We start from the raw sequence: 24,151 nt of genomic DNA, 5'->3' as shown, positions 1-24,151 counted from the left end.
ACGATGAAATTAAAGATTATTGGCTTTGTGATTGTGACAGTTTTAACAGTGAGTGCTTATTTTTTAGGTACACAAACAACGAAGCAACAAGTTCAAAAAGAAAAGAATCATGTGAGTGAATTAAAACAATCATTACAACAAAAAAAAGATACGAATAAGGCATTACATCAACGTGTAAAACGCCAATCTAAAACAGTGATTGCGGAGGAAGAAAAACAAATACGTGAGACAGCACAAGCATTTACAACAGAGCTATTTACGTTAAAAAAAGGGTCATCATTTAAACAAAAAGCTAAACCACTTAAGACATTAGTAACAGAAAAATATTATGATGTATTGTTTAGTGATAATAGAGAGAAGTTTAGTATTTTCGACGATGTAACAGTGAGTGATATTCATGTATATTTTGATCAGTATGACCCTAAGCATGATAATTATAAAGTATTTGTGCAGTTTAATGAGCGTATTGATACTGAGGGACAAAAGGAAGTTGAGAACCGTAAAACATCTGTACAGCTCGATATGGTGCGTACAAATGATAAATGGTTAATTAATGATGTACAGCGTTTTAATTTACAAAAAAATGGGCGTGGATAATTTATAAAATAATGATATAATTCAATAAAAAGGAGATGATTATATCATGACAAAGCGATTTTTATTAATGACTTTGATTTTAGTTATATCTACATCTTTAATTGCATGTGGTAAAAAGTATGATAAAGAAATTGAGGAAGTTACTAATTTAGAATCAAAAGATAGAAACGATTCATCTGATTCAACATTTAATAAATATGAAAGAAAGAAAAGTAATATTTATGTGTATCAAGATGGTAAGGTTATTACGTTAAGTTATGCACCTTTAAAAGGAAACTCAGAGTTAAGTACACGTATGTATATAAAAAATGAAACTACAGGAAAATATGAAGAAGATATTAATGGTAAACCAAAGAAATTCATGAAAGAAAATAAACCAGATTATAAAGAAGAGAATTTAAAAGAATAGATAAAAGCAACTCCCTAAATCGATTTGTCAGTTTGGGAGTTGCTTTCTTTTAACATCTTCTTCTATTATATTTTATAAACGATGTTTAAAAATGTAAAGGAGAAGATGAAAAATGGCTAAAAAGCGAAGAAAACGACGTCCTGTAGATTTAACTACACGTTTAGCTATTGCGAAATATCTTTATGATGGTGTTCCTATTGCTGATATAGCTAGGCTTTTGGATAGAGATTATTCAGTGATTTTAAATGAATTAAAGCGATATACATTTGATGATGTTTATGACCCTGTTTTAGCACAAGAATATGCTTCGATAACTTATAATCATTCTGAAGAACATAAAGAGAAATCTCGAAAATTAGATGAAAAATCTAAAGTATATATTGAAGAGAAGTTAGCATGTCAATGGTCACCAAGACAGATAGCCGAAAGAATTGAGAAGGATATTGGTGTATATATAAGCTATCCGACTATATATCGTTATATACGTGAAGGTTTGGTCAAATATGTTAAAAAAGATTTAAGGCAAGGTGGTAAAAAATATAATAAATCTACAGAGAAGCGCGGTAAAATTAAAGTAGGCGATCGTGCAATCATGTATCGGCCCACATTTCGTAAATGAGCGTAAAGAATATGGGCATTATGAAATTGATACGATTTTAAGTAAGCGTCCTTCTCTTGCTTGTTTGGTTACAATTATAGAACGTAAAACAAGGTATTTGTATGCTTGTCGGTTAGATTCAAGATGTTCAAAAAGTGTATGTGATGCGATTGTTGAATTAATGCGTGATTTAAGCCCAAAAACAATTACTGTAGATAGAGGTAAAGAATTTTCTAATTACTTATTGTTAGAAAGCGAACTTAATTGTCGTGTGTATTTTAGTGACCCTGGTTGCCCTGGTCAAAGAGGTTCGATTGAAAATGTGAATGGCTTGTTACGTCAATATTTTCCGAAAGGTACAGATTTTAAAGATATTTCTGATGATGCATTATATAAAGCTGTGGAAAGAATAAATACAAGACCGCGTGCAGTATTGAATTATTTAACGAGTGAGGAAGTCATTCAAGCGTATCGCTAATCTTTTTGTGAATGCATATTTATTGATTATGTTCTGAAAGAACTCATCAGTAAATATGCATTGGTCTAAGCGAACGATTTATCGTGAGTGCGGAAGCGTTCAATGTATAAAAATTGTATATTGTCTGTATAATTAGACATGAAGTTATTTAAGTTTTTTTGTGTTTTCAGATAAATATAATTGTAACTTTTATAATTTATTAAGTATTTTGATTTAATTACGCGATTTTAAATTTTTTTAAAGAAATTTTTGTTTTACTATTGACACACTGCAAATCAAATAAAGAAATAAGTAAATCTAATAAAGTGAATTTCGCAGTTACGATAAATGGATTTTCAAATGTAGTATCAAATGAATTTGGGTTTTATAATGCAAATAAAATTACAATTAATGATGTAAATAAGAAACTTAAATCAACTTTAACAAATGATCAAGGTATTTCTATACACGATATAGGGCTTGCATCTCATGCTAAATATAAAGTGTATTTTAAAGATGGTTCATCAAAATATGTTGATTTAAAAACTGAATATAAAGATTCAAAAGTATTTAAAACAACTGACATTAAAAGAGTAGATATTGAACTTAAATTCTAATCTTTAATTTTATAATAAGGCATCTCGCAATCGTGGGGTGCCTTTTTCTTCTTTAGAAATATAATTTTTAAAGTTTGAAGTAGAATGACATGATAAAAGTTAGATTACTTTATAATCAGACAAATTAAAATTTATTAGTAGTGATGAAAATTAGTAAGCACTTATTCAGTTCGGCATGTTGATCAGTAATTTACTAATAAATGGTGCGTTCATAGAAAGATTAAATTTAAAAATAAAAAACCAATAATCCGATTTATATTCATCAGATTATTGGTTGAGATAGTTTATCTTAAATCATCAATTGCTTTAGCTATTGAATCAAAAACATGAGGAATATCATCTTTTTCGACACAACTAAATGCAACACGAATATCCGTAGCATTAAGTGCGATGACACCAATTGAATATTTTTCAATTAAATGCTTACGAAGTTCTTCAGGATCAACATCATGTACTTTAATTGCCATAAAGTATCCGGAATTAAAGTCATATGCTTGCCAATGAGAACGGTACTGATCAGCATATACAACTTCTTTTGTTACTTCATAACGCTCTTTTAAAGTTTGGATATTTTGCTCGATTTCTTTATCAAATTGCTCATTATTTTTTAGAACATGTTTCACGGCACTTTGCGTTGGAAGTGGTCCACTAGAAATATTACTTCTAATAAGTCCTTTCACTTTCGCTTCTAACACATCTTTTGTCGTTTGATCAGTTGTACCAAATGTCATAAAACCAACTCTGAATCCCCATGCGAAAAATTCTTTTGTAGCGCCATCTAAACGAACTGGTAGTACTGCATTTGAATTTAAGTTTGTTAGAGCTGTAAATAATGATTGTGTATATACATCTTCATAAAAAAGACCATAATATGCATCATCAACAACAGCTACAATTTTTGTGCCTTTGTCGGCTAACGTTTTAATCGCATTGACAATTGTAGTTACTTCATCATGAGTAGGTGTATAGCCAGTTGGATTATTTGGATAATTTAAAAGCATAATAACTTTATCTTTATTGTATGATTGTAAAGTTTCTACAAGTGATTCAGTTGTATAGTGACCTTCATTATCGAAGATAGGATATGTTTGAATATTTGCGCCATTTCTTGTATTAAATACAAGTTTATAGTTACCCCAATTATGCTCTGGTAATAAAATTGTATCGCCTTCATTTACAAATAAATCACCAACTAGTGATAATCCATGTGTTAAAGCATTTGTAACAATAGGGCGTGACATTTTTTCAATTGAAAGTTCAGGATTGTCACGTAACATTTTTTGTTGCCATAAATCACGTAATTCCTCTACACCTTGAGGAGGTGCATATGGAAAAATTTCATCAGGTGTTAAATTATTAAACATATCATCTAATGCTGGTGCAAACATTTTCCCGTGTTTATGTGTTGCCATTCCAATTGTAGCGTTATACGTTGTGCTTTTTGCTTCTGCAGATTGTGATAAAATACCTTTTGGATAAAACATATTTTGACCTAAATTAGATAACATTGAAAGTGCAGTTGCATTTGACTGTTGAAGTTGTTCATTTAAGCTTTGGGCTAAAGGATTCATTATTGCTTAACCTCTCTTTAAAAAAATTGTATGCCTATATATTATCTTCAATTATACCAAAGATAAAGAGTTGTTGTTTAATTAAAAAATAATATGAAAAATCTACCAACAAAATGAGAACATATGTTCGCGTTTTGTGTTAGAATATGAATAGGTCATCCTTCAGTATGATACTTTAGTCGAATGGAGGTGTAGTGTAATGATGTGGTGGCAAGAAGGGATGATGACACTTATTACAGGTGGCTTACTTATTATTTTTCGACTTTGGTTAGAACTGAAATGGAAAAATAAAAAATGATCTAACACACATAAAAAACCCCAAGTCTGCTGGTACCAGGCTTGGGGTTGTGTAGTATAATTCTGTGGATACAGTTAAATAATATCATTGAACACAATATACCGCAATCAAAAATATTTTTGAAAGTATCATTTTATTAGAGTGATTTATTGAGAAAAGTATTACTTATAAAATAAAGGTGAAGATTTCATTATTAATCATTGATATATTTGTTATAATGTCGGTGTTGAGGTGAATTAAGATGAAGCATCTAACAAAAATATTTGTAATACTTGCAATTATTTTATTTATCATAGGTTTTTATTTACAAGCGACGAATCATGAAAGTCAAGGTATTAAGTTGTTATTGGCTGCAATCATGTTTATGGTTTGTGCCTTTATTAGTAGAAGTAATGATCGACGTAAAAATAACAAATAGTTTTAGGCTGTTTGAAACGCATGCTTATATGTACATGAGATATATCATGTATTATTAGCTTCGTTTTGACAGTCTTTTTTTAGTTAGTATAAATGATAGGGCTAATTCCAAATAAGCAATCGTTAGCAACAAAATATATCATTTTAGAACAGAAAGATTTTACATTATAGAGAATGTATATTTACAAAACTGTGCATATTGTATATATTGTGTATATACACATGGTGGAAGGGGGACATTGATGAAAATAATTTTGAAAAATAGTGGTGATTTCCCGATTTATGAACAGATTAAGCAGCAAGTTAAACAAAATATTTTAAAAGGTCATGTTGCTCCTGGTGAGCATTTACCGTCAATGAGAGAACTCGCAAAAGATTTGCAAGTCAGTTTAATCACTACTAAGCGTGCTTATGAGGATTTAGAGAAAGATGGATTTGTTACTACTATTAGAGGAAAAGGCACATTTGTTAAAGAACAAGATAGTGCCATTCTCAAAGAAAAGCAATTTTTTACTATCGAAAATTTAGTTAAAGAATTAGTTAATGAAGCACAAGCTATTGAAATGCCACTTGAGGAACTTCAAGACATTTTAACATTCATTTATGAGGAGGAATCGTCATGAATGCAATAGAAGTTAAAAACGTCACGTATATGCACGATCAATTTCAACTGAAGAATATTTCGTTTAATGTCCCTCAAGGATTTGTTACAGGTTTTATTGGTAGAAATGGTGCTGGTAAAACCACATTAATTAGGTTAATCATGGATTTATATCAGCCATTATCGGGTGAAGTTAAGGTTTTAGAAGGTGAAATGTCTCGTAATCCTATTGAGATTAAGAATAGAATTGGATTTGTTTACGCTGAAAACTATTTTAATGAGCGATTGACCGCAAAACAATTAGAAAAAATGATTGCCCCTTTTTATAGTAAATGGGATTATCAAAATTTTGAGTTTTATCTTAAAAAATTTACTTTACCAACTAATAAACCGATAAAAGCATTTTCTACTGGTATGAAGATGAAATTATCATTAGCTGTAGCTTTTTCGCATCATGCTGATTTATACATTTTCGATGAACCGACTTCTGGCCTAGACCCATTAGCGAGAAGTGAATTACTGGATATTATTCGACAAGAATTAATAAATGAAAAGAAAACAGTTTTTATGTCGACGCACATTATTTCCGACTTGGAAAAAATAGCAGATTATATCATTCACTTAAGTGATGGAGAAATTATTTTACACGGTTCAAAAGATCAATTGCTACAAAGATATAAAATTGTGAGTGGTGACATCGAAGACTTAGACGAAGAATTGGCATCTTTGCTTATTTTCGAAGAACATAAGCGTACTGGATTTATAGGATTAACTGAATATGCTCAAGTTTTTAAAGAAATATTGGGGAATAAAGTGAGTATTACAACACCTTCAATTGAGAACTTAATGGTTTATCTTGAAAAGAGAAAACCTAATTATGTTGAAAACATCAAATTGATGGAAGAGGGCTTTTAAATGAAGTCATTGTTAATTAGGAACTTTAAATTACGTCGATATACACTTTTAATTTATGCTCTATTATTGATTTTTTATCCTATTTATACTGCGTTTGAACCAATGAAATTCTATAATCTCTTACATTCTTTTATAAGTGCAACAATATTCGTTATTTGGATTTTGGATGCTGGTCATTTATTTAGATTGAATCGTCGACTAGGTGGTAATGATTCTTACTATTTTTATATGAGTTTACCAGTGTCAAAAAAACAATTGCTAAATGCCAACTATATTACATGTATTGTTTTAACGTTAATTGGTACGTTAGTCATTAGTTTATATGCGTATCGTTCTGAAGTGATTGAACCAAATTCAATTTATTTTTCAACAGCATACGCTTATGTCATATCTAACTTTTTATCTATACCGATTGCATTTAGTCAATTTACTGAGTTACGTAGAGCAAAAGTGTCTTATGGCATATACGTTTTTACTGTAATCATTTTAGTACCATTTTTATTTTCAATAGCAATAGTATTAGTAAATTATTTTGTTTTAAAACAATCAGCATTTCCAGAATTATACTCATATATTTTAAATATTGGTTTTCTGGTTATAAGCATTGTTATACTCATTGTTAATTATTTTAAACAGCTCAAGAAAATTAGCACTTAAACTTTAAAGGAGGCAGTCGATGAAATTAGAACATATTACAAAAAAATACGGTTCTAACGTCGTTTTAAATGATATTGATTTTGACTTTGGCGATAGTAGAATTGTCGGATTAATAGGGAAAAACGGTGTTGGTAAAACGACAATTATGAAAGTAATGAATGGAAATATTATTAACTTTGATGGAAAAATGGATATTGATAATGCTGATAATATCGGTTTTTTAATTGAGCATCCTAAGTTGTATGATAATAAATCTGGATTATACAATTTGAAATTGTTTGCACAAGTACTAGGCAAAGGTTTTGATAAGTCATACACAGACAAAATTATTGATGCTTTTGGTATGCGTCCATATATTAAAAAGAAAGTTAAAAAATATTCAATGGGTATGAAACAAAAATTAGCCATTGCAGTATCGTTAATGAATAAACCTAAATTTTTAATCTTGGATGAGCCTACAAATGGTATGGATCCAGATGGCTCAATCGATGTGCTAAATACAATTAAGTCTTTAGTGAACGAACTTGATATGAGAATTTTAATATCAAGTCATAAGTTAGAAGATATTGAATTGATTTGCGATAGAGCAGTATTTTTGAGAGATGGACATTTTGTTCAAGATGTAAACATGGAAGAAGGTGTTGCATCTGACACAACGATAGTAACTGTTGATCATAAAGATTTCGATAGAACTGAAAAATATCTTGCAGAGCATTACCAATTACAAAATGTTAACAAAGCAGAAGGTCATTTAATGATTAATTCTCAAAAAAATTATCAAGCTTTACTTAAAGCATTATCTGAATTAGACATTTATCCTAAATATATTGAAACACGTAAAAGTTCATTGCGTGATACGTACTTCAATATCAATCAAAGAGGTGATAAATAATGAGAATTTTAAATATAGTGAAGTATGATCTTTATAGCATTTTAAGAAGCTCTTTAACATATTTAGCATTACTAGTCGTATCTGGTTTGATTGCAACTCAATGTATATTTATGGCAAATGATGAAAAGAACACAAAACATATTATTGCCTATGGATCTGTTTTTGCTGCAGCAAGATGGCTATTGTTAATTATAGGATTAATGTTTGTTATTAAGACAATTACACGTGATTTTTCACAAGGTACAATTCAACTTTATATGAGTAAAGTTAAAACACGTGTTGGTTACATTATTTCAAAAACAATCTCAATCATTTTAATTTCAATTCTATTTGCAATAATTCATTATGTGATTTTGATTACAGTGCAAGCTTTTAGTAAAGGGAAAAACCTGCCGTTCTCTATGTATCTTGATAACTTATGGTTCTTTATAATCTTTTTACTATTCTATGGTTTGTTATTATTTTTATGCACACTTGCATCACAAAAAACAGCAATGATATTTTCATTAGGTGTATTTTTAGTATTAATTGTGCCGTTTATTAAACCATTTATAATTCTAATTCCTAAGTTTGGCGAAAAAATACTAGATGCTTTTAATTATATTCCATTTGCTTACTTAACTAATATAATGGTTGATTCTAGTTTTGATTTTACCAATTGGCAATGGGTCATTTCATTAGGTTCTATAGTTATATTCTTCATTTTGACTATCTTATTTGCGACTAAAAAAGACATTTAATTTAAATATTTTGAGGTTGGAAATTTAATAAATTCCCAACCTCAAAATTTGTCTTTATATATTTTTTTATTTATTTTCTAATTTGTTTAAGATGGAATTATAAACGGCTTTCCAAAATGATGAATCTGTTTTGTAACGATTTGAAATGACTAAATGTGTTTCCTTTTCTAAATCTGCATAGTCAGGATGATCTTTGCTCGGTAATTTATCGGCACGAACATCAGTTACAAATTTTTGGACTTCATTTGCTCTTGGTCCCCAAACTGTTTCTTGTTCGAATTGATCATTTAAGAAAACAAAAATAGGGATTGCACGTGATTTTCCGTTTGTTAAATATTGATCGATTAATTTCGTATCATCATCTCTATGGAATACACGTACTTCTAGATTTAATGCTTCACTGATGTGTTTAAGAATGGGAAGATTCATCATTGCATCTCCACACCAGTCTTCAGTAATTACTAATACTTTAGAATAATTCATCTCTTTTATTTTTTTGATGCGTGAATCATTTTCTGGTAATTCAAAAGATTGATAAATGTTAAGAACATTATCCTTGTTTGTTTTCATTCCTTCAATGTATTCATTTAAGGGCTGGCTATTTTTGAAATAAGTTTCTAAATTTGTCATTGTAAAAACCTCCTTTAGCATTTATAACATTATACCAAGTTATGCTAATAAAAGGTAATGAAATAAATTAATTGCAAATTCTATGTTAATTTTTGTTAAGGATGAAACAAAAAGCACCTTGTGCTATATTTAAATTAGTATTAAGAAAGGGTGACATCAGTGCGTATTCAAAATCGATGGGTTGTATTTGCGTTGTTTTTAATTTGTTCTATTGGTGTACTAATTGGTTTATATCAATATCGCCATACAAAAACTGTAGATTTATCTGCTGTTGAAATAAATGATATTAAATTAAATGAAAAGTTTAATAGTAAAGGTTATGAAGTGAATAAAAAGATTAAGTTTGATCGTTTTAAATTTTATAACAGTAAAGCACACCCTGATTTCACTGTTAAAGTTAGAGAAAAAGACAACGTAGTAAAAGGAATTATATTAGTGAAAGATGAAAAGGTATCTACAAACTTTGATGGATCGATAGACTCCCCAATCAATGATGCAATTGATAACCTTGGATTCGGTTATAAAAAATCAAATGTTGGTAACGGTTTTCAATCAGTAAAATATATTGATAGAGATCATCATTTGAAATTAAACTTACTATATCGAGATCAAGAAATTAAGCGTATTGAATTTTTTAGTAAATAATTTTTAGGCTTAAGGTTGTATAGAATGATAATGAATAATTTAATCAGGATGAGTGACCTATATGAACAAGATTACTTATTTAAATGAATTAGAGACGGCACTTGATGCGTTACCTAGACATTTACGAGATCAAAAAATGTATGAGTATGAGCGATACTTTTATGAACAAGAGCTTAATGGTGTTGATGAAGAAGAAATATTAAGGAAATTAAAAGATCCTCAAGATGTTGCGACTGAGACGAAGGCAAGAAGTGTTATAGATTACGCTGAGTCAAAGCCAACATTCGAAAATATTTCAAGAGCAGTTGCTGCTTCACTAAGTTTGGGCATTTTATCTATTTTTGTAATTCTTATTCCAGTTTCAATTGTTGGTTTATTCGTATTAGCTTTATTTTTAATTTCATTGTTGTTACTATTTTGCCCTATTATTTTATTAGCCTCAGCGATATCTAGAGGTATTGTTGACTCAATTAGTAATGTGTTTTTTGCAATATCATATTCAGGATTAGGGTTAGTTTGTATCATAGTTATATTTAAAATTTTGGAATACATCTACCGTTTAATCTTAAAATATTTACTTTGGTACATTAAAACCGTTAAAGGAAGCGTTAGAAAATGAAGAAACTCTTTTTTATTGGTCTTATTGTGTTTGTGGTCTTTTTCACTGCAGCAACCATTATTTGGTTTACGTATGATAAGAATAAATACGGTACCAAACAATACGATAAAACATTTAAGGATAACGCTTTTAATCGCGTATCTATTAATTTAGATAGTACTGAACTTCGTATTAAACATGGAAAGCAATTTAGGGTTAAATATGAGGGTGACAATGATGTATTAATTAATGTAGAAGATAAGACATTGAAAATTAGCGATAAAAGATCAAAGACAAGAGGTTACGCTATTGACATGAATCCATTTCATGAAAATAAGAAAACATTAACCCTTGAAATGCCGGATAAAATGATTAAACGTTTGAACGTTATGTCTGGAGCTGGTGGTGTTAATATTAAAGGCGTTAATTTAGACAATACTAATATACAAAGTATTAATGGCAAAGTATCTATCACTGATTCGAATATTGACTCGCTCGATTCAAAAACCAATAATAGTCCTACATATATAAGTGATAGCAATATTAATAATAGTAATATTAAAGTGAGTATTGGGAGGCTAAAGGTTGAAAATAGTCATATTAGCAATTCTATATTTTTAAATGATAATGGTGATATTGATTTTGAAAAGATGCCAGCAAAAGTTGATGCAAAAGCTTCGACTAAAGAAGGAGATATTCATTTTAAGTATGGTAATCAACCTCAAGATACGATATTAAAGTTAAATCCTGGAACTGGAAATAGTGTCGTAAAGAACAAAGTGTTTACGAATGGAAAAGTAGGAAAGAGCGATAATGTTTTAGAGTTTTATACGATTGATGGAAATATTAGAATTGAATAAAAGTTTGAATATGCACCGGTAGTGGAACAGAAATGAGTTTTGTGAAAATATCATTTCTGTCATTAACCCGGTGTCTTTTTATTTGTTAGCAAATGTTAATTCGGTATCAATCTTACCAGTGAAATGTGTGATATTAAGTTCTTGACCAGCTAACCATGATTTGAAATCTATCATTTCTGGTGCTGCATTTTCACCTAGTGTAAAGTAGGCAGTTAATGTTTGAGGATGATACATAGATGTATGAATAGTACCAGACCAACTTTTGAATAATTTACTATAGATTTCATATTTGGGATGATTGAATAACTTAAATGCCGTATCCATATCTAAGTTTTCATTAGTTTGTGAAATGGTACGTGCTAATCTCTCTTTGGATTCTTTTGTATAGTTTCGATTTTCATGTGTGAGTATTTTAAAATGGTTGGTACATGTATTATCGTAACGTATATCTATTGATCGTGGAGTTACTTCAACAATGGCATGATTTAATGATTTGTCCATGAGTATATAACTAAATGAACTTCTATGTGGAATGTCTTTCAATAACTGTATTGCTTCCGTGACATCTCGGCAGTTTTCAAGAATTAAACGACCTATCATATAACATACAAAACCATTTGCAGGATGCTTTCGATGCATGAAGTTATAGCCCATAGTTAATCCTGCCTCATTCATACCATCCATCCTTCCTGTCACTCTTGATACAGGACCAATTTGAGCTAATCCTCGATCGGTAGGTTGATATAATAAATAGCGACCATCGTATGTAGCAGGATGGTAATCGTAGTTTCTAACCATGAAGTCCTTACCTTGAAAGACAGTGCATCCACTTTCTTTTAAATCGGTAAAACGGTAATGGCCAAAGTTTAATATAATTTGCCGTGTCGGTATTTTAAGTATACTTTGAAGCCCCATTAATTCTTCCCATATTTGTGGGGCATAAGTTTGGAAAATTTGATATGTTTCATTTACATCTATGTCAAAACGTGGGACACGTTTTTTCCATTCTTTTTCTCGATTTTTTAGTAGGGGTGTTTGAAGAAGCCATTTGGCAGTTTCAATACCTAAATCGAAATGAGAACCTCTAAAAGCCATAATGTCTGATGTTACTTGCTGCATATCATCATTCCTCTTTCTTTTTTATTGTAATATATTGTAAATAAATAGTAATCGTATGTATATTGAATGTCATGTTAAATAAAGTTATATTTTACTAAATGAAATATAACATTCTTTGAGGTGATTTCTCAGTGTATAAAACTTATCAATCAGTTAAAACATATTTTTATAGATGGTGGGGATATTAAGTTAAAAGCTTAAAATCATCTTATCATAAATTTTAATCTTAAGTTAGCACTCACGAAAAGGTCATTGTTAACATTAGCATTTAAGATTGTGTCGCGATGATTTAGAGAATCCTCGACATTTTTCAAATAATCATTAACTTGCTCACTATATAATTTGATGAGTATCTTTCGAAAAAGTGGGTATATATTTAATGATTATTCTATATATGATAGTATAATGAACTGTAGACAGGTATTTAATTTAACAGAGGTGAAATTGAGATGTGGAATTTTATTAAATGTGTATTTAAATTCGTATTTAGCTTGGTTGCTATTACAACGTTAGTTGCTGGTGTTGGTATAGTAGCTTTTGCATATATCTTCAAGAAAGATTTTGAAGATATCGAAAGAAAGACTAAAGAAATTATTTCTGATATCGAAAGTAAAAATAATTAATAATACTGAGGCAAGAACAATTTTGATTGTTCTTGTCTTTTTTTGATGAAAATTAAGATAACAAGACAATATCTAAAATATCAAATACAGAAAGTTTTTGGCGTTGTTGTGATTTATAAATATGACCTTCAATTTCATAATTTATAGCATCAATGCGATAAATGATTAAACGAAGAGAATCAATAAAGCCGTTATTATAAAATTTAATTTCTACTGGTTGCGCATATTGTAATGCTTCATGTAATCGGATATTTAACTCAGTCAATTGATCATCTGATAATATGGGACGCGTGATTTTATTCTGGTCGATAATATATTGTTGAATCGTTTCGAATTGTTCAGGTAATGTTGCAAATGGTTATATATATGTTGAAGAATATAGACTATTTTGTTTAAAATGAATCATATTTTAAGAAAAAATGAACAAAGTAAAAATATTAAATAGTCTTTTTTTATTACGTGTAATAAGTTTAATATGTATGATGTAAAAAGAATTTGAATAGTGTATACTTATACTATTAAAATTAGAAATGAGATTATTATGAAAATAGTAGAAGTAAAATCTAAGAATGGTACCAATTTTATGATTTTAGATGGTAATAATGAACCTATAGTAGATGCAGTAAGATATTTGAAGTATCTGGATAGTGTTAAGAAAAGTTTAAATACCAAGAAAACCTATGCCTATGCACTAAAAAATTTTTTTGTTTACTTAGAAAGTAAAAAGATATGCTATAAAGAAGTTAGTTTTGATAACTTTGTTGATTTTATAAGATGGATGAAAACACCTTTTGAATATGAGAATGTCCTCTCTTATCACCGAAAAGAAAAAAGCATTAGTCCTAAGACAATTAATCTGACTATGACTGTAGTATCTAATTTTTATGATTATCTCTATAGGAGTAAAAAATTAGATGTTAATTTCTATGATTTTATGCATATGGAAAGTAAATACTCTAAAAAATATAAAAGTTTCATGCATCACATAAATAAGGACTATAGAACGTTGAAAAATATTTTGAAAGTTAAAGAACCAAAGAAAAAAATAGAAGTGTTAACTAATGCGGAGGTTAAGAAATTATTAGAGGAAGCTAATAATATTAGAGATAAATTCTTAATACAATTACTATATGAAACCGGATTACGTATAGGTGAGGTATTATCATTACGTATTGATGATATTAAATTTGACTTTAGAAAAGGCCATCAAATAGTTTTGAAAAATAGATTTAATGATAATGGTACTTATTTGAAAACTGGGGAAAGAAAAATATTTATTTCCCAATCGTTAATTGATTTATACGATGATTATGTCTACGAAATAATTGACGAACTTTCAATATGTTCTGATTATCTTTTTGTAAAAATAAAGGGGAGAAATGTAGGAGAAGCTATGAATTATAGTGATATATATTCATTATTTAAAAGGCTAAAACATAAAACATCTATAAATGTTCATCCTCATTTATTTCGCCATACACATGCAACTGTTTTTTATAATGAAACTAAGGATATAAAACAAGTTCAAGAAAGACTTGGTCATAGTAATATACAAACGACTATTAATTTATATGTTCATCCCACTGAAGAAGATATACGTGAAGATTGGAATAAAGTAAAGCATCAATTTCAAGTTTTTAATAAAGGGGAATGACTATGTCAATACCAATTAATTTACCTACAAACAGTACTATGATTAATGAATTATGTACATTACAAAGTAGAACCATCAATATAAAAGGAGAGGTTTTAATAACTGAAATATATGATGATTACTTTTTTAAAAATGATGAGTGGCACATTACAGCTTTTAACAAATTCAAGCAATTTCAAGATAGTATCAAGAACTATAGAGACAAAAGAAAAAATGTTTTCTTTAGGATTAAAAGTAAAAATTTGAATTTAGAATTTAAATACCTTTTTTTGAAACTGATCGTTAAAGAGGATTGGTCCTTATCTAATTTATTTAATACTGGAGCAGTAAAGCTTAATAAGATTGCTAAGTTCTTTAATGAAGTTTATCCAAATTTAAATTCTTTACTTGATTGTGATATAAATACATTAGAAAAGCACTGGTTTAATTGGCTGACTGAAAATAATATACCAATAAAAAGAAGATCATCAACAATAGTTTTTGGTGATTATGAATACAAAAGCGGACTGGCTTCTTTTTTAAAGAATATGTACATTAATCTAATTAAGTTCATTGATAAGCGAGAAGAATGGGAAAAAGATAAATGGGATATTAGAAATTTAGAAAAATATGGATTGAGTTATAATAAAACACTAACTGGCAATTATTTAAACTTTGAAAAAATTGAGTCAATTAAAATGCGAGAATTAGCAAAAAAATATTTAAAAAATCGTTTGATAACTGGTGATATAGCATTTGCTACAGCAAGGTTTTATATAAGAGTTTTAACTAGGTTTTTTCAAAATATATCTAAAAATAAAGAAACAAGGAATAGTTTAAATGAACTAGATAGATGTCATATCGAAGCATATATAGAATTTTTGTTTGAATATGCAACTAATAAAAATTTGCAAAGTACTAAGAATTTTGTGAGAGAAGAATTAAAAACAATTAGAAGGTTCTTAAACGATATTATAACTCAAAACTATGCTATAGCACCGTACCAAGATATACGATTTTTAATTTATCCTCAAGACTTACCTAAACACGAAAAGAAAAATAGTAGCCAAATTGATTATATCCCAGATTTTGTATTGGAACAGCTTTTTGAGCATATAAATGATTTGCATAAAGATTTAATACCTGTAGTTTGGATAGCTTTTAAAACAGGATTAAGAATTTCTGATGTATTGACATTACAAAATAATTGCCTTGCAAAAGTTAATGGAAAGTATTCAATAATCACAGATATTGCTAAAACTTTTGTTAAAGGACATAGAATACCAATTGATAATAAATTAGCTGATATAATAGCAGTTTTAATAGCCGATTCTAAAAGTAAATGTACAAAAGATAATAATCCCAATAATTATATTTTTGCTATTTATAAAGGAAAAAGAAAGGGAATGCCCTTTACACAACATATGGTCAGAGCACACTTAAATCATTTATCAAAGACTAAAAATATTATTGATGAACAAGGAGAAATCTTCCATTTCAAAACTCATCAATTTAGACATACCTATGCAGTAAAATTGTTAAATGGTGGAGCAGATATATTAACGATACAAGAATTATTAGCACACTCCTCACCAGAAATGACTCTAAGATATGCTAAGTTACTTGATGATACAAAGAGAAAGGCTTTTGAATCAGTTATTGATCAAGGAGCTTTTAGTTTTGATGTTGACGGTAAAATTAAAAATATACAGCATAGTAGTGAACTATCTGAAAAAGCATTGAATTCTTTATGGCAAGAACATAAATTAAACGCAATGGACAATCCTTATGGCACTTGTCATGCTAGATTGAGTGGTGATTGTCCATACATGGAAGCTCCGCCATGCCTGACTTGTAATTCTGGGAAACCATGTAAGGATTTAGCTATTGGATTTTCTGATTTAGATGTTGAAAAATATGAATTACATATCAAATCAACGGTCAAATCTATAGAATTAGCTAAAAATAATAATAGACAAGATATGGTTGAAAAGCATATAAATATATTAAATAAATATGAAGAAATACTAGGTAATATAAAAGATGGAAACATTATATTCGGGAGAAGTAATAGAATAAAAGTATAGAGGTTAAGATGGAAAAATTTAATAGACAAGAACAATTAAAACAGTTGCATGCAGAACGAAAAGTTAAAACCGAGAAAAAAGTTGATAAAGCAATAAATGATTTAGTTCAAAAAAATAAAGAAATTAACTTTAACATCGTTTCTAAACATTCAAAAGTTTCGAAAGCTACATTATATAAAAATAATAAAATTCGAAAGAAAATAGAGAAGTTACGTGAACAAAACAGAGAAATATTTGTTCATAAAAATAAAAATGACGGTAAAGATGCGTTAATCTCCTCTTTAAAAAGAAAAGTAAATTCTTTAGAAAAAGAGAAAAAAATGTTGAAAGAAGAAATTAGCGTTTTATATTCTAGGCTGTATGAGGATATTTAAAATAATGGACAATAAAATTGAAAAGATTCTAGAAGATATTAATAAATTACAAGGCTATAAAGTAACATATCAATATGCTACTGCTATAAATATAAAAGATAATAACATGAACCCTTGGTTTGAAAAAATTGAGGAAATTCTATTGAATGTAAAAGGAGTTATACGCATTTTATCTCCTGACAACCCCCCGGTAAATTATGATTATTGGATTTTACCTGGAAGATATAAAAGACATACAAAAGAATATCACGAAAAACTAGAAAAATTTTTAGAAAAATTTGCTACTAATGCAAATATTAATGATGGATTGTTTGATCAAAATAATATACATGGATACAAATATAAAAAATATATATTCACTCCACATATTGAAATTACTCATGAGAACACTTTGAATTTATTTTTTTTAACCTTAACTATATTTAACAATGGTACATTTGTTATAGAAATCATTGAAGACTTAGAGAGTATAAACTTTGGAAGCGACTTGTATAGTACTTTCTCATGTGTAAAAGATAAGATATATCCTCTAATTAATCAAGAAAAAAATAATAGACAAAGACAGTATCAATTGTATGGTAATAGACATTGTAAAAATATTAGAGATGTTTCTAGACAAATTAATAGAATTATAAAAATTAATAGTAAGGATATTTTTGAATATAAAGTATCTAAAAATATGGGTTTTGAAGTTTATTATTTAGCTAATGAAAATGAATTTACTGATGATCCTTTCTATGAGGACGTGAAGATTCAAGAGTGGTTAGTAAATGCGCCTATTTTTTCATTTGAAGGAAAAAGTAAACATTTTAGGCAAGATGGTTATAGCGATAATTATATAAACTTCTTGAATAAAGCATCTGTTTTTGTAGTTTGGATGGATGAGCAAGAAGGAGATGTTTTAGAAAAATGTTCTCAAATGGCACTTTATTTCAATAGTTCTGCTAATTTCTTTTTCTTAGAAACTATGTTAAATGAATTACAATTGTATGGGTATCAACAATATAATTTAAATGGAAAAAAAGAAGCCCTATATTTTAGACAATGGATACTAAATTTCAAGAGATCTATTGCAATTATTTATAGAACAGAGCTTTTACCTAGTTTATATTTATATTTGTATCTAAAGAATAATAATGATTTTAAATCTCCACAATATATTGAAGAATTAAACAAAGAAGAATTATTACTAATTGAATTGGAGCAGTCATATAAGGAAGAAGAAAGAAGCGAAAAATTAAATAAACTTTTGTTAATAATAAGTCTTTTATCAATTTTCCAAGTAGTAGAAATTTTTTTCAGTGATAAAAATAATATATTTAATATCAGTATGATACTTATAATGATTTTGCTAGAAGTATTTCGAAAAAGGTAATTATAAGAACACTATTTAAACTTTTTAAAAGTTTAAATAGTGTTAAGTGATACTACAAACGTTAGCATTATTTAAATTATATATATTATTGTTAGTATCAGAAAAGGAAAATGTATTACTAATTTCATCCTTTTTTAAAATTTTTCCTGTATATTTTGAAATGTTACCGTCTTCCCAATATGAGATTGTACATAACTCATCATTTTGAATTTTTATTTGAAAAATCTGATCTAAATTATCTAATGAATCATGTGTTAGCAATGGTTTTTCTATTTTATTTTGATCCTTTATAATTTGTTCTAAAATTTCAAACTGTTGCGGGAGAGTCGCAAAAGCTTGCCATTTGATTTTTCCACGCCCTTGAGGGATTTTAGGGTTTAAATATTTTCTTGGTATTTTTCTATAATCAGTTTCATATTTATATTCATCTGGCGCATTAGGATTTGGAATCATGTTTACCACCTCATCATCATTGTAGAACGTATGTTCTTTTTTGGCAAGGATTATATAATTTTTTAATGTGATTAATTAATTAATTTAAAATAAGTTATTTTCTATATGGAAAAGTTGAGTAAGATTATCGAGCATTTATAATTATAGTAACTGGAATATGATGTTTGGTATGTTAATAGTATTTTCTCTTTTAAAAAATGTGAACATAAAAAAATAGAACATATATAATTATAAATAATATATATGTTCTTCGATATTATGAAGTTTTATGAAAGATAGAATTATATCAGTTTTTGTAGTACATTTAGACTATTAAAATTTGTTTATTACATTCTTGGCGGTTTCACTTATCAATTTATCATTAGGTTTATCACTTTTATTGTCTTTATTCGTAAAAATGACTAAAATAATAGGTTCAGATTGGTTCTTAGGATAAATAAAAGCTACATCATTTCTAGAAGCATATGTTATTGCTTGACCACTTTTATCAGCAACCTTATAGTCTTTTGGAACACCATCTTTAATTAAAGTGTCTCCGTTTTTATTATTTAACATTAAATCAAGTAAGAAATTTTTATTTTTTTTGCTTAATTTTCCATTTGCGATAAGTTTATTTAAAGTCTTGCCGAAAGCAACGAGGCGTTGAAGTATCTTTTTTGTTCTTTGGTGAATAGTAATTTAATTCTATTTCATATCTAACTGGATTTGTTACTTTATCTCCCAATTTTTTTAAACGTTTTTTAATTTTTTTGATTCCACCGATTTCGTTTATAATTTTATTGTTTGCTGTATTATCACTATACTTCATTGAAGCCTCAATAAGTTCTTTTAAAGTGATATCTTTTCCTACATATTTTTCTAAAATAGGAGAATAAGCAACTATATCATCTTTGTTAATATGTACTTTTTTATTTAACTTATTATAAGGTACTTGTTCTAACAAAATAGCACTATTTATCGCTTTTGAAGTTGAAGCATAGGCAAATCTCTTATCGGCATTAAATTTTACTTCCTTACCACTTTTAGTATCTAATGCATAGACACCAATATTAGCATTATATTTCTTTTCTAAATTATTTAACTCTTTAGCATGTGAACTGGTTGAATTACATGCACTTAAAACTAAAGCAATTGCAATTAAAAGTATTAACTTTTTCAAAATATACCCTCCAATATTACAGTTGTAATTTCTATGAATCAATAATATTACAATTGTAATATTCTCGTCAATAGTTTATTATAAATATTTGAAAGAAGGTGTTGAAATGGCTAAGTTATTAATAATGAGCATAGTAAGCTTTTGTTTTATATTTTTATTGTTATTATTTTTTAGGTACATATTAAAACGCTATTTTAATTATATGTTAAATTATAAAGTTTGGTATCTAACTCTTCTTGCAGGATTAATTCCTTTCATCCCTATTAAATTCTCTTTTTTTAAATTTAATAATTTGAATAATCAAGAGCCCACAGTTGAAAGTAATTCACACAATTTGAATCCTAACATAAATACCACTAAACCTGTTCATGAGTTTACAACAGACATCTATAAGTTTAATTGGGATTCAATAGATAATATCTGCACAGTTATTTGGATAGTTTTAGTTATTATTTTAAGTTTTAAATTTTTAAATTCTTTATTATATCTTAAGTATTTAAAGAAACAGTCACTTTATCTAAATGAAAAAGAAAAAGATAAAATAAACAAGATACTTTTCAATCATCAATATAAAAGAAATATTGTGATTCGAAAAGCAGAATCTATTCATTCTCCAATAACTTTTTGGTATGGAAAATATATTATTTTGATTCCCAGTTTATATTTTAAAAGTATAAATGACAAAAAACTAAAATATATAATATTGCACGAGTATGCTCATGCTAAAAACAGAGATACTTTGCATTTAATTATCTTTCATATTTTTTCTATTGCTATGAGTTATAATCCACTAATACAAATTGTAAAAAGAAAGATGATTCATGACAATGAAGTAGAAGCCGATAGATTTGTCCTTAATAATATTAACAAAAATGAATTTAAGTCTTATGCGGAAGCTATTATGGATTCCGTATTAAAAACCTCATTTTTCAACAAAAATATATTAAGCCATTCATTTAATGGTAAAAAATCATTACTCAAAAGAAGATTAATTAATATAAAAGAAGGCAATCTGAAGAAGCAGTCAAAATTAATTCTAATTTTTATTTGTATTTTTACTTTTTTTATCATGATAATTCAAAGCCAGTTTTTAATGGGGCAATCCTTAACTGATTATAATTATAAAAAGCCCTTACAAAGCGATTACCAAATTTTAGATGAAAGTAAAAATTTTGGTTCAAATAGTGGATCTTTCGTTATGTACAGCATGAAGAAAGACAAATACTATATTTATAATGAAAAAGAAAGTAGAAAAAGATATTCTCCTGATTCAACTTACAAAATTTATTTAGCACTGTTTGGACTTGACCGTCATATTATAAGTGATAAAAATTCACGTATGTCATGGAATCATAATCATTATCCTTTCGATTCTTGGAATAAGGGTCAAGATTTAAATACGGCAATACAAAACTCAGTTAATTGGTACTTCGAACGTATTAGTAATCAATTATCAAAGAATTATACTTCTGATCAACTCAAGCAATTAAATTATGGTAATAAAAATTTGGGAAGTTATAAAGCCTATTGGTTGGAAGATAGTTTGAAAATATCTAATCTTGAACAAGTAATAGTTTTAAAAAATATGATGGAACAAAATAACCATTTTAGTAAAAATGAAAAGAAACAATTATCTTCTTCGTTATTGATTAGAAAAAATGAAAATTATGAATTGTATGGGAAAACAGGTACAGGTATAGTAAACGGGAAATATAATAATGGGTGGTTTGTAGGTTACGTAATTACAAATCATGATAAGTATTATTTTTCTACACATTTATCAGATGAAAAAGCCTCTGGTGAAAATGCTAAATTCATAAATGAAAAAATATTAAAAGAAATGGGTGTTTTAAATGGCCAATAAGCAAGTTGAAATATCTATGGCTGAATGGGATGTTATGAATATAATATGGAATAAAAAATCAGTATCAGCTAATGAAATTGTAGTTGAGATTCAAAAAAATAAAGAAGTTAGCGATAAGACGATTAGAACATTAATTACAAGACTATATAAAAAAGAGATTATAAAACGATATAAATATAATAATATTTATTTTTACTCATCAATTATTAAAGAAGATGATATTAAAATGAAAACTGCTAAAACCTTTCTTAATAAATTGTATGGAGGGGATATGAAAAGTTTAGTGCTTAATTTTGCGAAAAATGAAGAATTAAATAACAAAGAAATTGAAGAATTGCGAGACATTTTAAATGATATTAGTAAAAAATAAATAGATATAGGGTTCAAACATAATACATATATAAATTATGTTTGAACCCTATTAAATTAGATTTTTTATGAGATTAGTACATATAATAAATGGTGCCCATTTTATCATTCCTCTTCCCATAGGTATATTACTATCTAATAATTCATATGGAATATTACGATAATCCGTTTCTTCTTCATAACTTGTCATCATTTACTCACCTCAATCTAATAATTACATTACACGAACATGTGTTCTATTTTGCAATAAAAATTTACGGAAGATAATAAAATTCACTTTGAAATTAGCGAAGGCCGCTTTATAAAATAGGATATCTGACCGCGAATTTATTGCGCCAATAAAAAGGTTTTTAATAATATTTATTAATTTGACTTTAAGCTAACATCCCAAATCTTAAATTAGCGTTCTCAATATAGGATATCATTCGCTGATATTTTAATAAGTATGTACATGATAAATGATTGTTAATTCGTACTAAAATTTAATAAAATAGATGTAAGATTAACATGGAGGGGTTAAAGCTATGACACAAGGATATATCGGTTCATATACTAAAAAGAACGGCAAAGGAATTTATCATTTTAATTTAAATGAAGACCAGTCACGTATAGATTTATTAGAAACAGGATTTGAATTAGAAGCATCTACATATTTAGTACGTAATAATCATTTTTTATACGGAATCACTAAAGAAGGTGAGCAATGTGGTATTGCAAGCTTAAAAATTGATGGAAATGGCAAATTAAGTTTGTTAAACAAATGTTTACCTTCAACAGCTGGGACAGGTTGTTATGTATCACTTTCAGAAGATAAGCAATACTTATTTGAAGCAGTATACGGCGCTGGAATTATACGCATGTATGAATTAGACCAAAATACAGGTGAAGTCGTACGCTTGGTTCAAGAACTTACACATGATTTTCAAACCGGTTCACATGAAAGACAAGACAAGCCACACGCACATTATATTAATCAAACGCCAGATGGTAAGTATGTTGCTGTAACGGATTTAGGTGCAGATAGAATTGTTACTTATACATTTGATGAAAATGGCTTTGAATTTTACAGCCAATCTCAATTTAAAGACAGTGATGGTACAAGACATATTGAATTTCATAATAATGGAAAATATGCATATGTTGTGCATGAATTATCAAATACTGTAAGTGTGACTAAGTATCATGAAGGCAAATTTGAAGAGGTGGAACGTCATTTAACAATTCCTGAAAACTTTGCTGGAGATACTAAACTGGCAGCAGTAAGACTGTCCCATGATCAACGATTTTTATATGTATCAAATAGAGGACATGATAGTATTGCGATTTTTAAAGTACTTGAAAATGGTCAACACTTAGAACTAGTAACGATTACTGAAAGTGGAGGAGAATTCCCAAGAGACTTTAATATTACATCATCAGATAAGTTTCTAGTTTGTGCACATGAACAAGGAGATTCAGTCGTTACTGTGTTTGAAAGAAGTAAAGAGACTGGCGAAATTTCGCTATGTGATAGTAGTCAGAAAGCTCCTGAAGGTGTATGTGTTATATTTTAACTATTAATAGATAATAAGAAAAAACCATGTTTCCAAACTA

Annotated in this window: 25 protein-coding genes and 5 pseudogenes; 23 read left to right on the top strand and 7 right to left on the bottom strand. The window is 28.1% G+C overall.

Features of this window, described 5'->3' with window-relative positions:
- Positions 1–3: 3 nt before the first annotated feature.
- The 5 genes and pseudogenes from ML436_09755 to ML436_09735 all read left to right on the top strand — a co-directional run bounded on the left by ML436_09755 (position 4) and on the right by ML436_09735 (position 2,678).
- Entirely contained in the window at positions 4–597 is a 594-nt protein-coding gene (locus tag ML436_09755) for a hypothetical protein (protein ID UMT77433.1), read from the top strand.
- A 46-nt stretch (positions 598–643) separates the two neighbouring features.
- A complete protein-coding gene (locus ML436_09750) occupies positions 644–1,006 on the top strand; it encodes a DUF4467 domain-containing protein (GenBank protein ID UMT77432.1) in 363 nt (120 codons plus the stop codon).
- Positions 1,007–1,118: 112 nt separating this feature from the next.
- Positions 1,119–1,625: a helix-turn-helix domain-containing protein gene (locus ML436_09745; GenBank protein ID UMT77431.1), complete on the top strand. Its 507-nt coding sequence runs from the start codon at positions 1,119–1,121 to the stop codon at positions 1,623–1,625.
- Positions 1,591–2,082 carry an IS30 family transposase gene (locus ML436_09740; protein UMT77430.1) on the top strand — a complete coding sequence of 164 codons (492 nt, stop codon included), beginning with the start codon at positions 1,591–1,593 and terminating at the stop codon, positions 2,080–2,082. Before ML436_09745 ends, ML436_09740 begins: the two co-directional genes overlap by 35 nt.
- Positions 2,083–2,354: 272 nt before the next feature.
- Positions 2,355–2,678, top strand: a pseudogene (locus ML436_09735) (MAP domain-containing protein).
- 284 nt (positions 2,679–2,962) lie between these two features.
- On the opposite strand, the gene ML436_09730 reads toward ML436_09735, so the two are convergent.
- Positions 2,963–4,249 (bottom strand): aminotransferase class I/II-fold pyridoxal phosphate-dependent enzyme, encoded by a 1,287-nt coding sequence (locus ML436_09730; protein UMT77429.1) that lies wholly within the window; start codon positions 4,247–4,249, stop codon positions 2,963–2,965.
- A 199-nt stretch (positions 4,250–4,448) separates the two neighbouring features.
- Between ML436_09730 and ML436_09725 the strand changes: the two genes are divergently transcribed.
- The 7 genes and pseudogenes from ML436_09725 (at position 4,449) to pmtD (ending at position 8,769) form a co-directional block, all read left to right on the top strand.
- Complete coding sequence (locus tag ML436_09725; GenBank protein UMT77428.1) at positions 4,449–4,547, top strand: hypothetical protein; 99 nt, start codon at positions 4,449–4,451, stop codon at positions 4,545–4,547.
- A 241-nt stretch (positions 4,548–4,788) separates the two neighbouring features.
- The gene (locus tag ML436_09720) at positions 4,789–4,965 is read left to right on the top strand and encodes a hypothetical protein (GenBank protein ID UMT77427.1); all 177 of its coding nucleotides are present in this window, start codon (positions 4,789–4,791) and stop codon (positions 4,963–4,965) included.
- A gap of 241 nt (positions 4,966–5,206) precedes the next feature.
- Entirely contained in the window at positions 5,207–5,587 is a 381-nt protein-coding gene (locus ML436_09715) for a GntR family transcriptional regulator (GenBank protein ID UMT77426.1), read from the top strand.
- On the top strand, positions 5,584–6,480 hold the full coding sequence (gene pmtA / locus ML436_09710; GenBank protein ID UMT77425.1) for a phenol-soluble modulin export ABC transporter ATP-binding protein PmtA: 897 nt from the start codon (positions 5,584–5,586) through the stop codon (positions 6,478–6,480). Before ML436_09715 ends, pmtA begins: the two co-directional genes overlap by 4 nt.
- A pseudogene (pmtB, locus tag ML436_09705) lies at positions 6,481–7,160 on the top strand (phenol-soluble modulin export ABC transporter permease subunit PmtB).
- On the top strand, positions 7,157–8,029 hold the full coding sequence (gene pmtC, locus ML436_09700; protein ID UMT77424.1) for a phenol-soluble modulin export ABC transporter ATP-binding protein PmtC: 873 nt from the start codon (positions 7,157–7,159) through the stop codon (positions 8,027–8,029). The pseudogene pmtB and the gene pmtC overlap by 4 nt, the downstream one beginning before the upstream one ends.
- Positions 8,029–8,769 carry a phenol-soluble modulin export ABC transporter permease subunit PmtD gene (gene pmtD, locus ML436_09695; protein UMT77423.1) on the top strand — a complete coding sequence of 247 codons (741 nt, stop codon included), beginning with the start codon at positions 8,029–8,031 and terminating at the stop codon, positions 8,767–8,769. Before pmtC ends, pmtD begins: the two co-directional genes overlap by 1 nt.
- A gap of 66 nt (positions 8,770–8,835) precedes the next feature.
- Here pmtD and ML436_09690 read toward each other — a convergent pair whose 3' ends face one another.
- Positions 8,836–9,399 (bottom strand): thioredoxin family protein, encoded by a 564-nt coding sequence (locus tag ML436_09690; protein UMT77422.1) that lies wholly within the window; start codon positions 9,397–9,399, stop codon positions 8,836–8,838.
- Between the two features lie 159 nt (positions 9,400–9,558).
- On the opposite strand from ML436_09690, the gene ML436_09685 reads away from it, so the two are divergent.
- The 3 genes from ML436_09685 (at position 9,559) to ML436_09675 (ending at position 11,502) form a co-directional block, all read left to right on the top strand.
- Complete coding sequence (locus ML436_09685) at positions 9,559–10,044, top strand: hypothetical protein (GenBank protein ID UMT77421.1); 486 nt, start codon at positions 9,559–9,561, stop codon at positions 10,042–10,044.
- A 61-nt stretch (positions 10,045–10,105) separates the two neighbouring features.
- On the top strand, positions 10,106–10,663 hold the full coding sequence (locus ML436_09680; protein UMT77420.1) for a DUF1700 domain-containing protein: 558 nt from the start codon (positions 10,106–10,108) through the stop codon (positions 10,661–10,663).
- Positions 10,660–11,502, top strand: coding sequence for a DUF4097 domain-containing protein (locus tag ML436_09675; protein UMT77419.1), 843 nt, complete (start codon positions 10,660–10,662; stop codon positions 11,500–11,502). Before ML436_09680 ends, ML436_09675 begins: the two co-directional genes overlap by 4 nt.
- A 78-nt stretch (positions 11,503–11,580) precedes the next feature.
- Here ML436_09675 and ML436_09670 read toward each other — a convergent pair whose 3' ends face one another.
- The gene (locus tag ML436_09670) at positions 11,581–12,621 is read right to left on the bottom strand and encodes a C45 family autoproteolytic acyltransferase/hydrolase (protein ID UMT77418.1); all 1,041 of its coding nucleotides are present in this window, start codon (positions 12,619–12,621) and stop codon (positions 11,581–11,583) included.
- A gap of 449 nt (positions 12,622–13,070) precedes the next feature.
- On the opposite strand from ML436_09670, the gene ML436_09665 reads away from it, so the two are divergent.
- On the top strand, positions 13,071–13,244 hold the full coding sequence (locus ML436_09665) for a hypothetical protein (protein ID UMT77417.1): 174 nt from the start codon (positions 13,071–13,073) through the stop codon (positions 13,242–13,244).
- Positions 13,245–13,296: 52 nt separating this feature from the next.
- Here ML436_09665 and ML436_09660 read toward each other — a convergent pair.
- A pseudogene (locus ML436_09660) lies at positions 13,297–13,602 on the bottom strand (YolD-like family protein).
- A 183-nt stretch (positions 13,603–13,785) separates the two neighbouring features.
- On the opposite strand from ML436_09660, the gene ML436_09655 reads away from it, so the two are divergent.
- From ML436_09655 to ML436_09640, 4 genes are read left to right on the top strand one after another with little or no spacing between them, the layout of a single operon-like run.
- Positions 13,786–14,898 (top strand): tyrosine-type recombinase/integrase, encoded by a 1,113-nt coding sequence (locus ML436_09655; GenBank protein UMT77416.1) that lies wholly within the window; start codon positions 13,786–13,788, stop codon positions 14,896–14,898.
- A 2-nt stretch (positions 14,899–14,900) separates the two neighbouring features.
- Complete coding sequence (locus ML436_09650) at positions 14,901–16,964, top strand: tyrosine-type recombinase/integrase (GenBank protein ID UMT77415.1); 2,064 nt, start codon at positions 14,901–14,903, stop codon at positions 16,962–16,964.
- A gap of 8 nt (positions 16,965–16,972) precedes the next feature.
- Positions 16,973–17,338 (top strand): DUF6262 family protein, encoded by a 366-nt coding sequence (locus ML436_09645; GenBank protein UMT77414.1) that lies wholly within the window; start codon positions 16,973–16,975, stop codon positions 17,336–17,338.
- A gap of 4 nt (positions 17,339–17,342) precedes the next feature.
- The gene (locus tag ML436_09640) at positions 17,343–18,713 is read left to right on the top strand and encodes a hypothetical protein (GenBank protein UMT77413.1); all 1,371 of its coding nucleotides are present in this window, start codon (positions 17,343–17,345) and stop codon (positions 18,711–18,713) included.
- Between the two features lie 42 nt (positions 18,714–18,755).
- On the opposite strand, the gene ML436_09635 is transcribed toward ML436_09640, so the two are convergent.
- Both ML436_09635 and blaZ read right to left on the bottom strand, forming a co-directional pair.
- Positions 18,756–19,166: a YolD-like family protein gene (locus tag ML436_09635; GenBank protein ID UMT77412.1), complete on the bottom strand. Its 411-nt coding sequence runs from the start codon at positions 19,164–19,166 to the stop codon at positions 18,756–18,758.
- A 312-nt stretch (positions 19,167–19,478) separates the two neighbouring features.
- Positions 19,479–20,325, bottom strand: a pseudogene (gene blaZ, locus ML436_09630) (penicillin-hydrolyzing class A beta-lactamase BlaZ).
- A gap of 106 nt (positions 20,326–20,431) precedes the next feature.
- Between blaZ and blaR1 the strand changes: the two are divergent.
- On the top strand, positions 20,432–22,189 hold the full coding sequence (gene blaR1 / locus ML436_09625; protein ID UMT77411.1) for a beta-lactam sensor/signal transducer BlaR1: 1,758 nt from the start codon (positions 20,432–20,434) through the stop codon (positions 22,187–22,189).
- The gene (gene blaI / locus ML436_09620; protein ID UMT77410.1) at positions 22,179–22,559 is read left to right on the top strand and encodes a penicillinase repressor BlaI; all 381 of its coding nucleotides are present in this window, start codon (positions 22,179–22,181) and stop codon (positions 22,557–22,559) included. Before blaR1 ends, blaI begins: the two co-directional genes overlap by 11 nt.
- 87 nt (positions 22,560–22,646) lie before the next feature.
- Here the strand turns inward: blaI and ML436_09615 are convergent.
- Positions 22,647–22,748: pseudogene (locus ML436_09615) on the bottom strand (YolD-like family protein).
- 334 nt (positions 22,749–23,082) lie between these two features.
- On the opposite strand from ML436_09615, the gene ML436_09610 reads away from it, so the two are divergent.
- The gene (locus ML436_09610; GenBank protein ID UMT77409.1) at positions 23,083–24,111 is read left to right on the top strand and encodes a lactonase family protein; all 1,029 of its coding nucleotides are present in this window, start codon (positions 23,083–23,085) and stop codon (positions 24,109–24,111) included.
- Positions 24,112–24,151 lie beyond the last annotated feature (40 nt).

Origin of the sequence: Staphylococcus roterodami (assembly GCA_022493055.1) — a bacterium.
In the GTDB taxonomy this organism is placed as follows: domain Bacteria; phylum Bacillota; class Bacilli; order Staphylococcales; family Staphylococcaceae; genus Staphylococcus; species Staphylococcus singaporensis.
Note: the sequence above shows the minus strand (reverse complement) of the source record. Positions and strands in the feature narration are given on the sequence as shown.

Bases quoted from the DNA above. Each gene is read 5' to 3' on its own strand.
- ML436_09690 (UMT77422.1), bottom strand. From the start codon at position 9,399: ATGACAAATTTAGAAACTTATTTCAAAAATAGCCAGCCCTTAAATGAA.
- ML436_09755 (UMT77433.1), top strand. From the start codon at position 4: ATGAAATTAAAGATTATTGGCTTTGTGATTGTGACAGTTTTAACAGTG.
- ML436_09675 (UMT77419.1), top strand. From the start codon at position 10,660: ATGAAGAAACTCTTTTTTATTGGTCTTATTGTGTTTGTGGTCTTTTTC.
- ML436_09680 (UMT77420.1), top strand. From the start codon at position 10,106: ATGAACAAGATTACTTATTTAAATGAATTAGAGACGGCACTTGATGCG.
- ML436_09725 (UMT77428.1), top strand. From the start codon at position 4,449: ATGATGTGGTGGCAAGAAGGGATGATGACACTTATTACAGGTGGCTTA.
- pmtA (UMT77425.1), top strand. From the start codon at position 5,584: ATGAATGCAATAGAAGTTAAAAACGTCACGTATATGCACGATCAATTT.
- ML436_09720 (UMT77427.1), top strand. From the start codon at position 4,789: ATGAAGCATCTAACAAAAATATTTGTAATACTTGCAATTATTTTATTT.
- ML436_09645 (UMT77414.1), top strand. From the start codon at position 16,973: ATGGAAAAATTTAATAGACAAGAACAATTAAAACAGTTGCATGCAGAA.
- pmtC (UMT77424.1), top strand. From the start codon at position 7,157: ATGAAATTAGAACATATTACAAAAAAATACGGTTCTAACGTCGTTTTA.
- ML436_09655 (UMT77416.1), top strand. From the start codon at position 13,786: ATGAAAATAGTAGAAGTAAAATCTAAGAATGGTACCAATTTTATGATT.
- ML436_09745 (UMT77431.1), top strand. From the start codon at position 1,119: ATGGCTAAAAAGCGAAGAAAACGACGTCCTGTAGATTTAACTACACGT.
- pmtD (UMT77423.1), top strand. From the start codon at position 8,029: ATGAGAATTTTAAATATAGTGAAGTATGATCTTTATAGCATTTTAAGA.
- ML436_09750 (UMT77432.1), top strand. From the start codon at position 644: ATGACAAAGCGATTTTTATTAATGACTTTGATTTTAGTTATATCTACA.
- ML436_09730 (UMT77429.1), bottom strand. From the start codon at position 4,249: ATGAATCCTTTAGCCCAAAGCTTAAATGAACAACTTCAACAGTCAAAT.
- ML436_09610 (UMT77409.1), top strand. From the start codon at position 23,083: ATGACACAAGGATATATCGGTTCATATACTAAAAAGAACGGCAAAGGA.
- ML436_09640 (UMT77413.1), top strand. From the start codon at position 17,343: ATGGACAATAAAATTGAAAAGATTCTAGAAGATATTAATAAATTACAA.
- ML436_09715 (UMT77426.1), top strand. From the start codon at position 5,207: ATGAAAATAATTTTGAAAAATAGTGGTGATTTCCCGATTTATGAACAG.
- blaI (UMT77410.1), top strand. From the start codon at position 22,179: ATGGCCAATAAGCAAGTTGAAATATCTATGGCTGAATGGGATGTTATG.
- ML436_09650 (UMT77415.1), top strand. From the start codon at position 14,901: ATGTCAATACCAATTAATTTACCTACAAACAGTACTATGATTAATGAA.
- ML436_09635 (UMT77412.1), bottom strand. From the start codon at position 19,166: ATGATTCCAAATCCTAATGCGCCAGATGAATATAAATATGAAACTGAT.
- ML436_09670 (UMT77418.1), bottom strand. From the start codon at position 12,621: ATGCAGCAAGTAACATCAGACATTATGGCTTTTAGAGGTTCTCATTTC.
- ML436_09665 (UMT77417.1), top strand. From the start codon at position 13,071: ATGTGGAATTTTATTAAATGTGTATTTAAATTCGTATTTAGCTTGGTT.
- blaR1 (UMT77411.1), top strand. From the start codon at position 20,432: ATGGCTAAGTTATTAATAATGAGCATAGTAAGCTTTTGTTTTATATTT.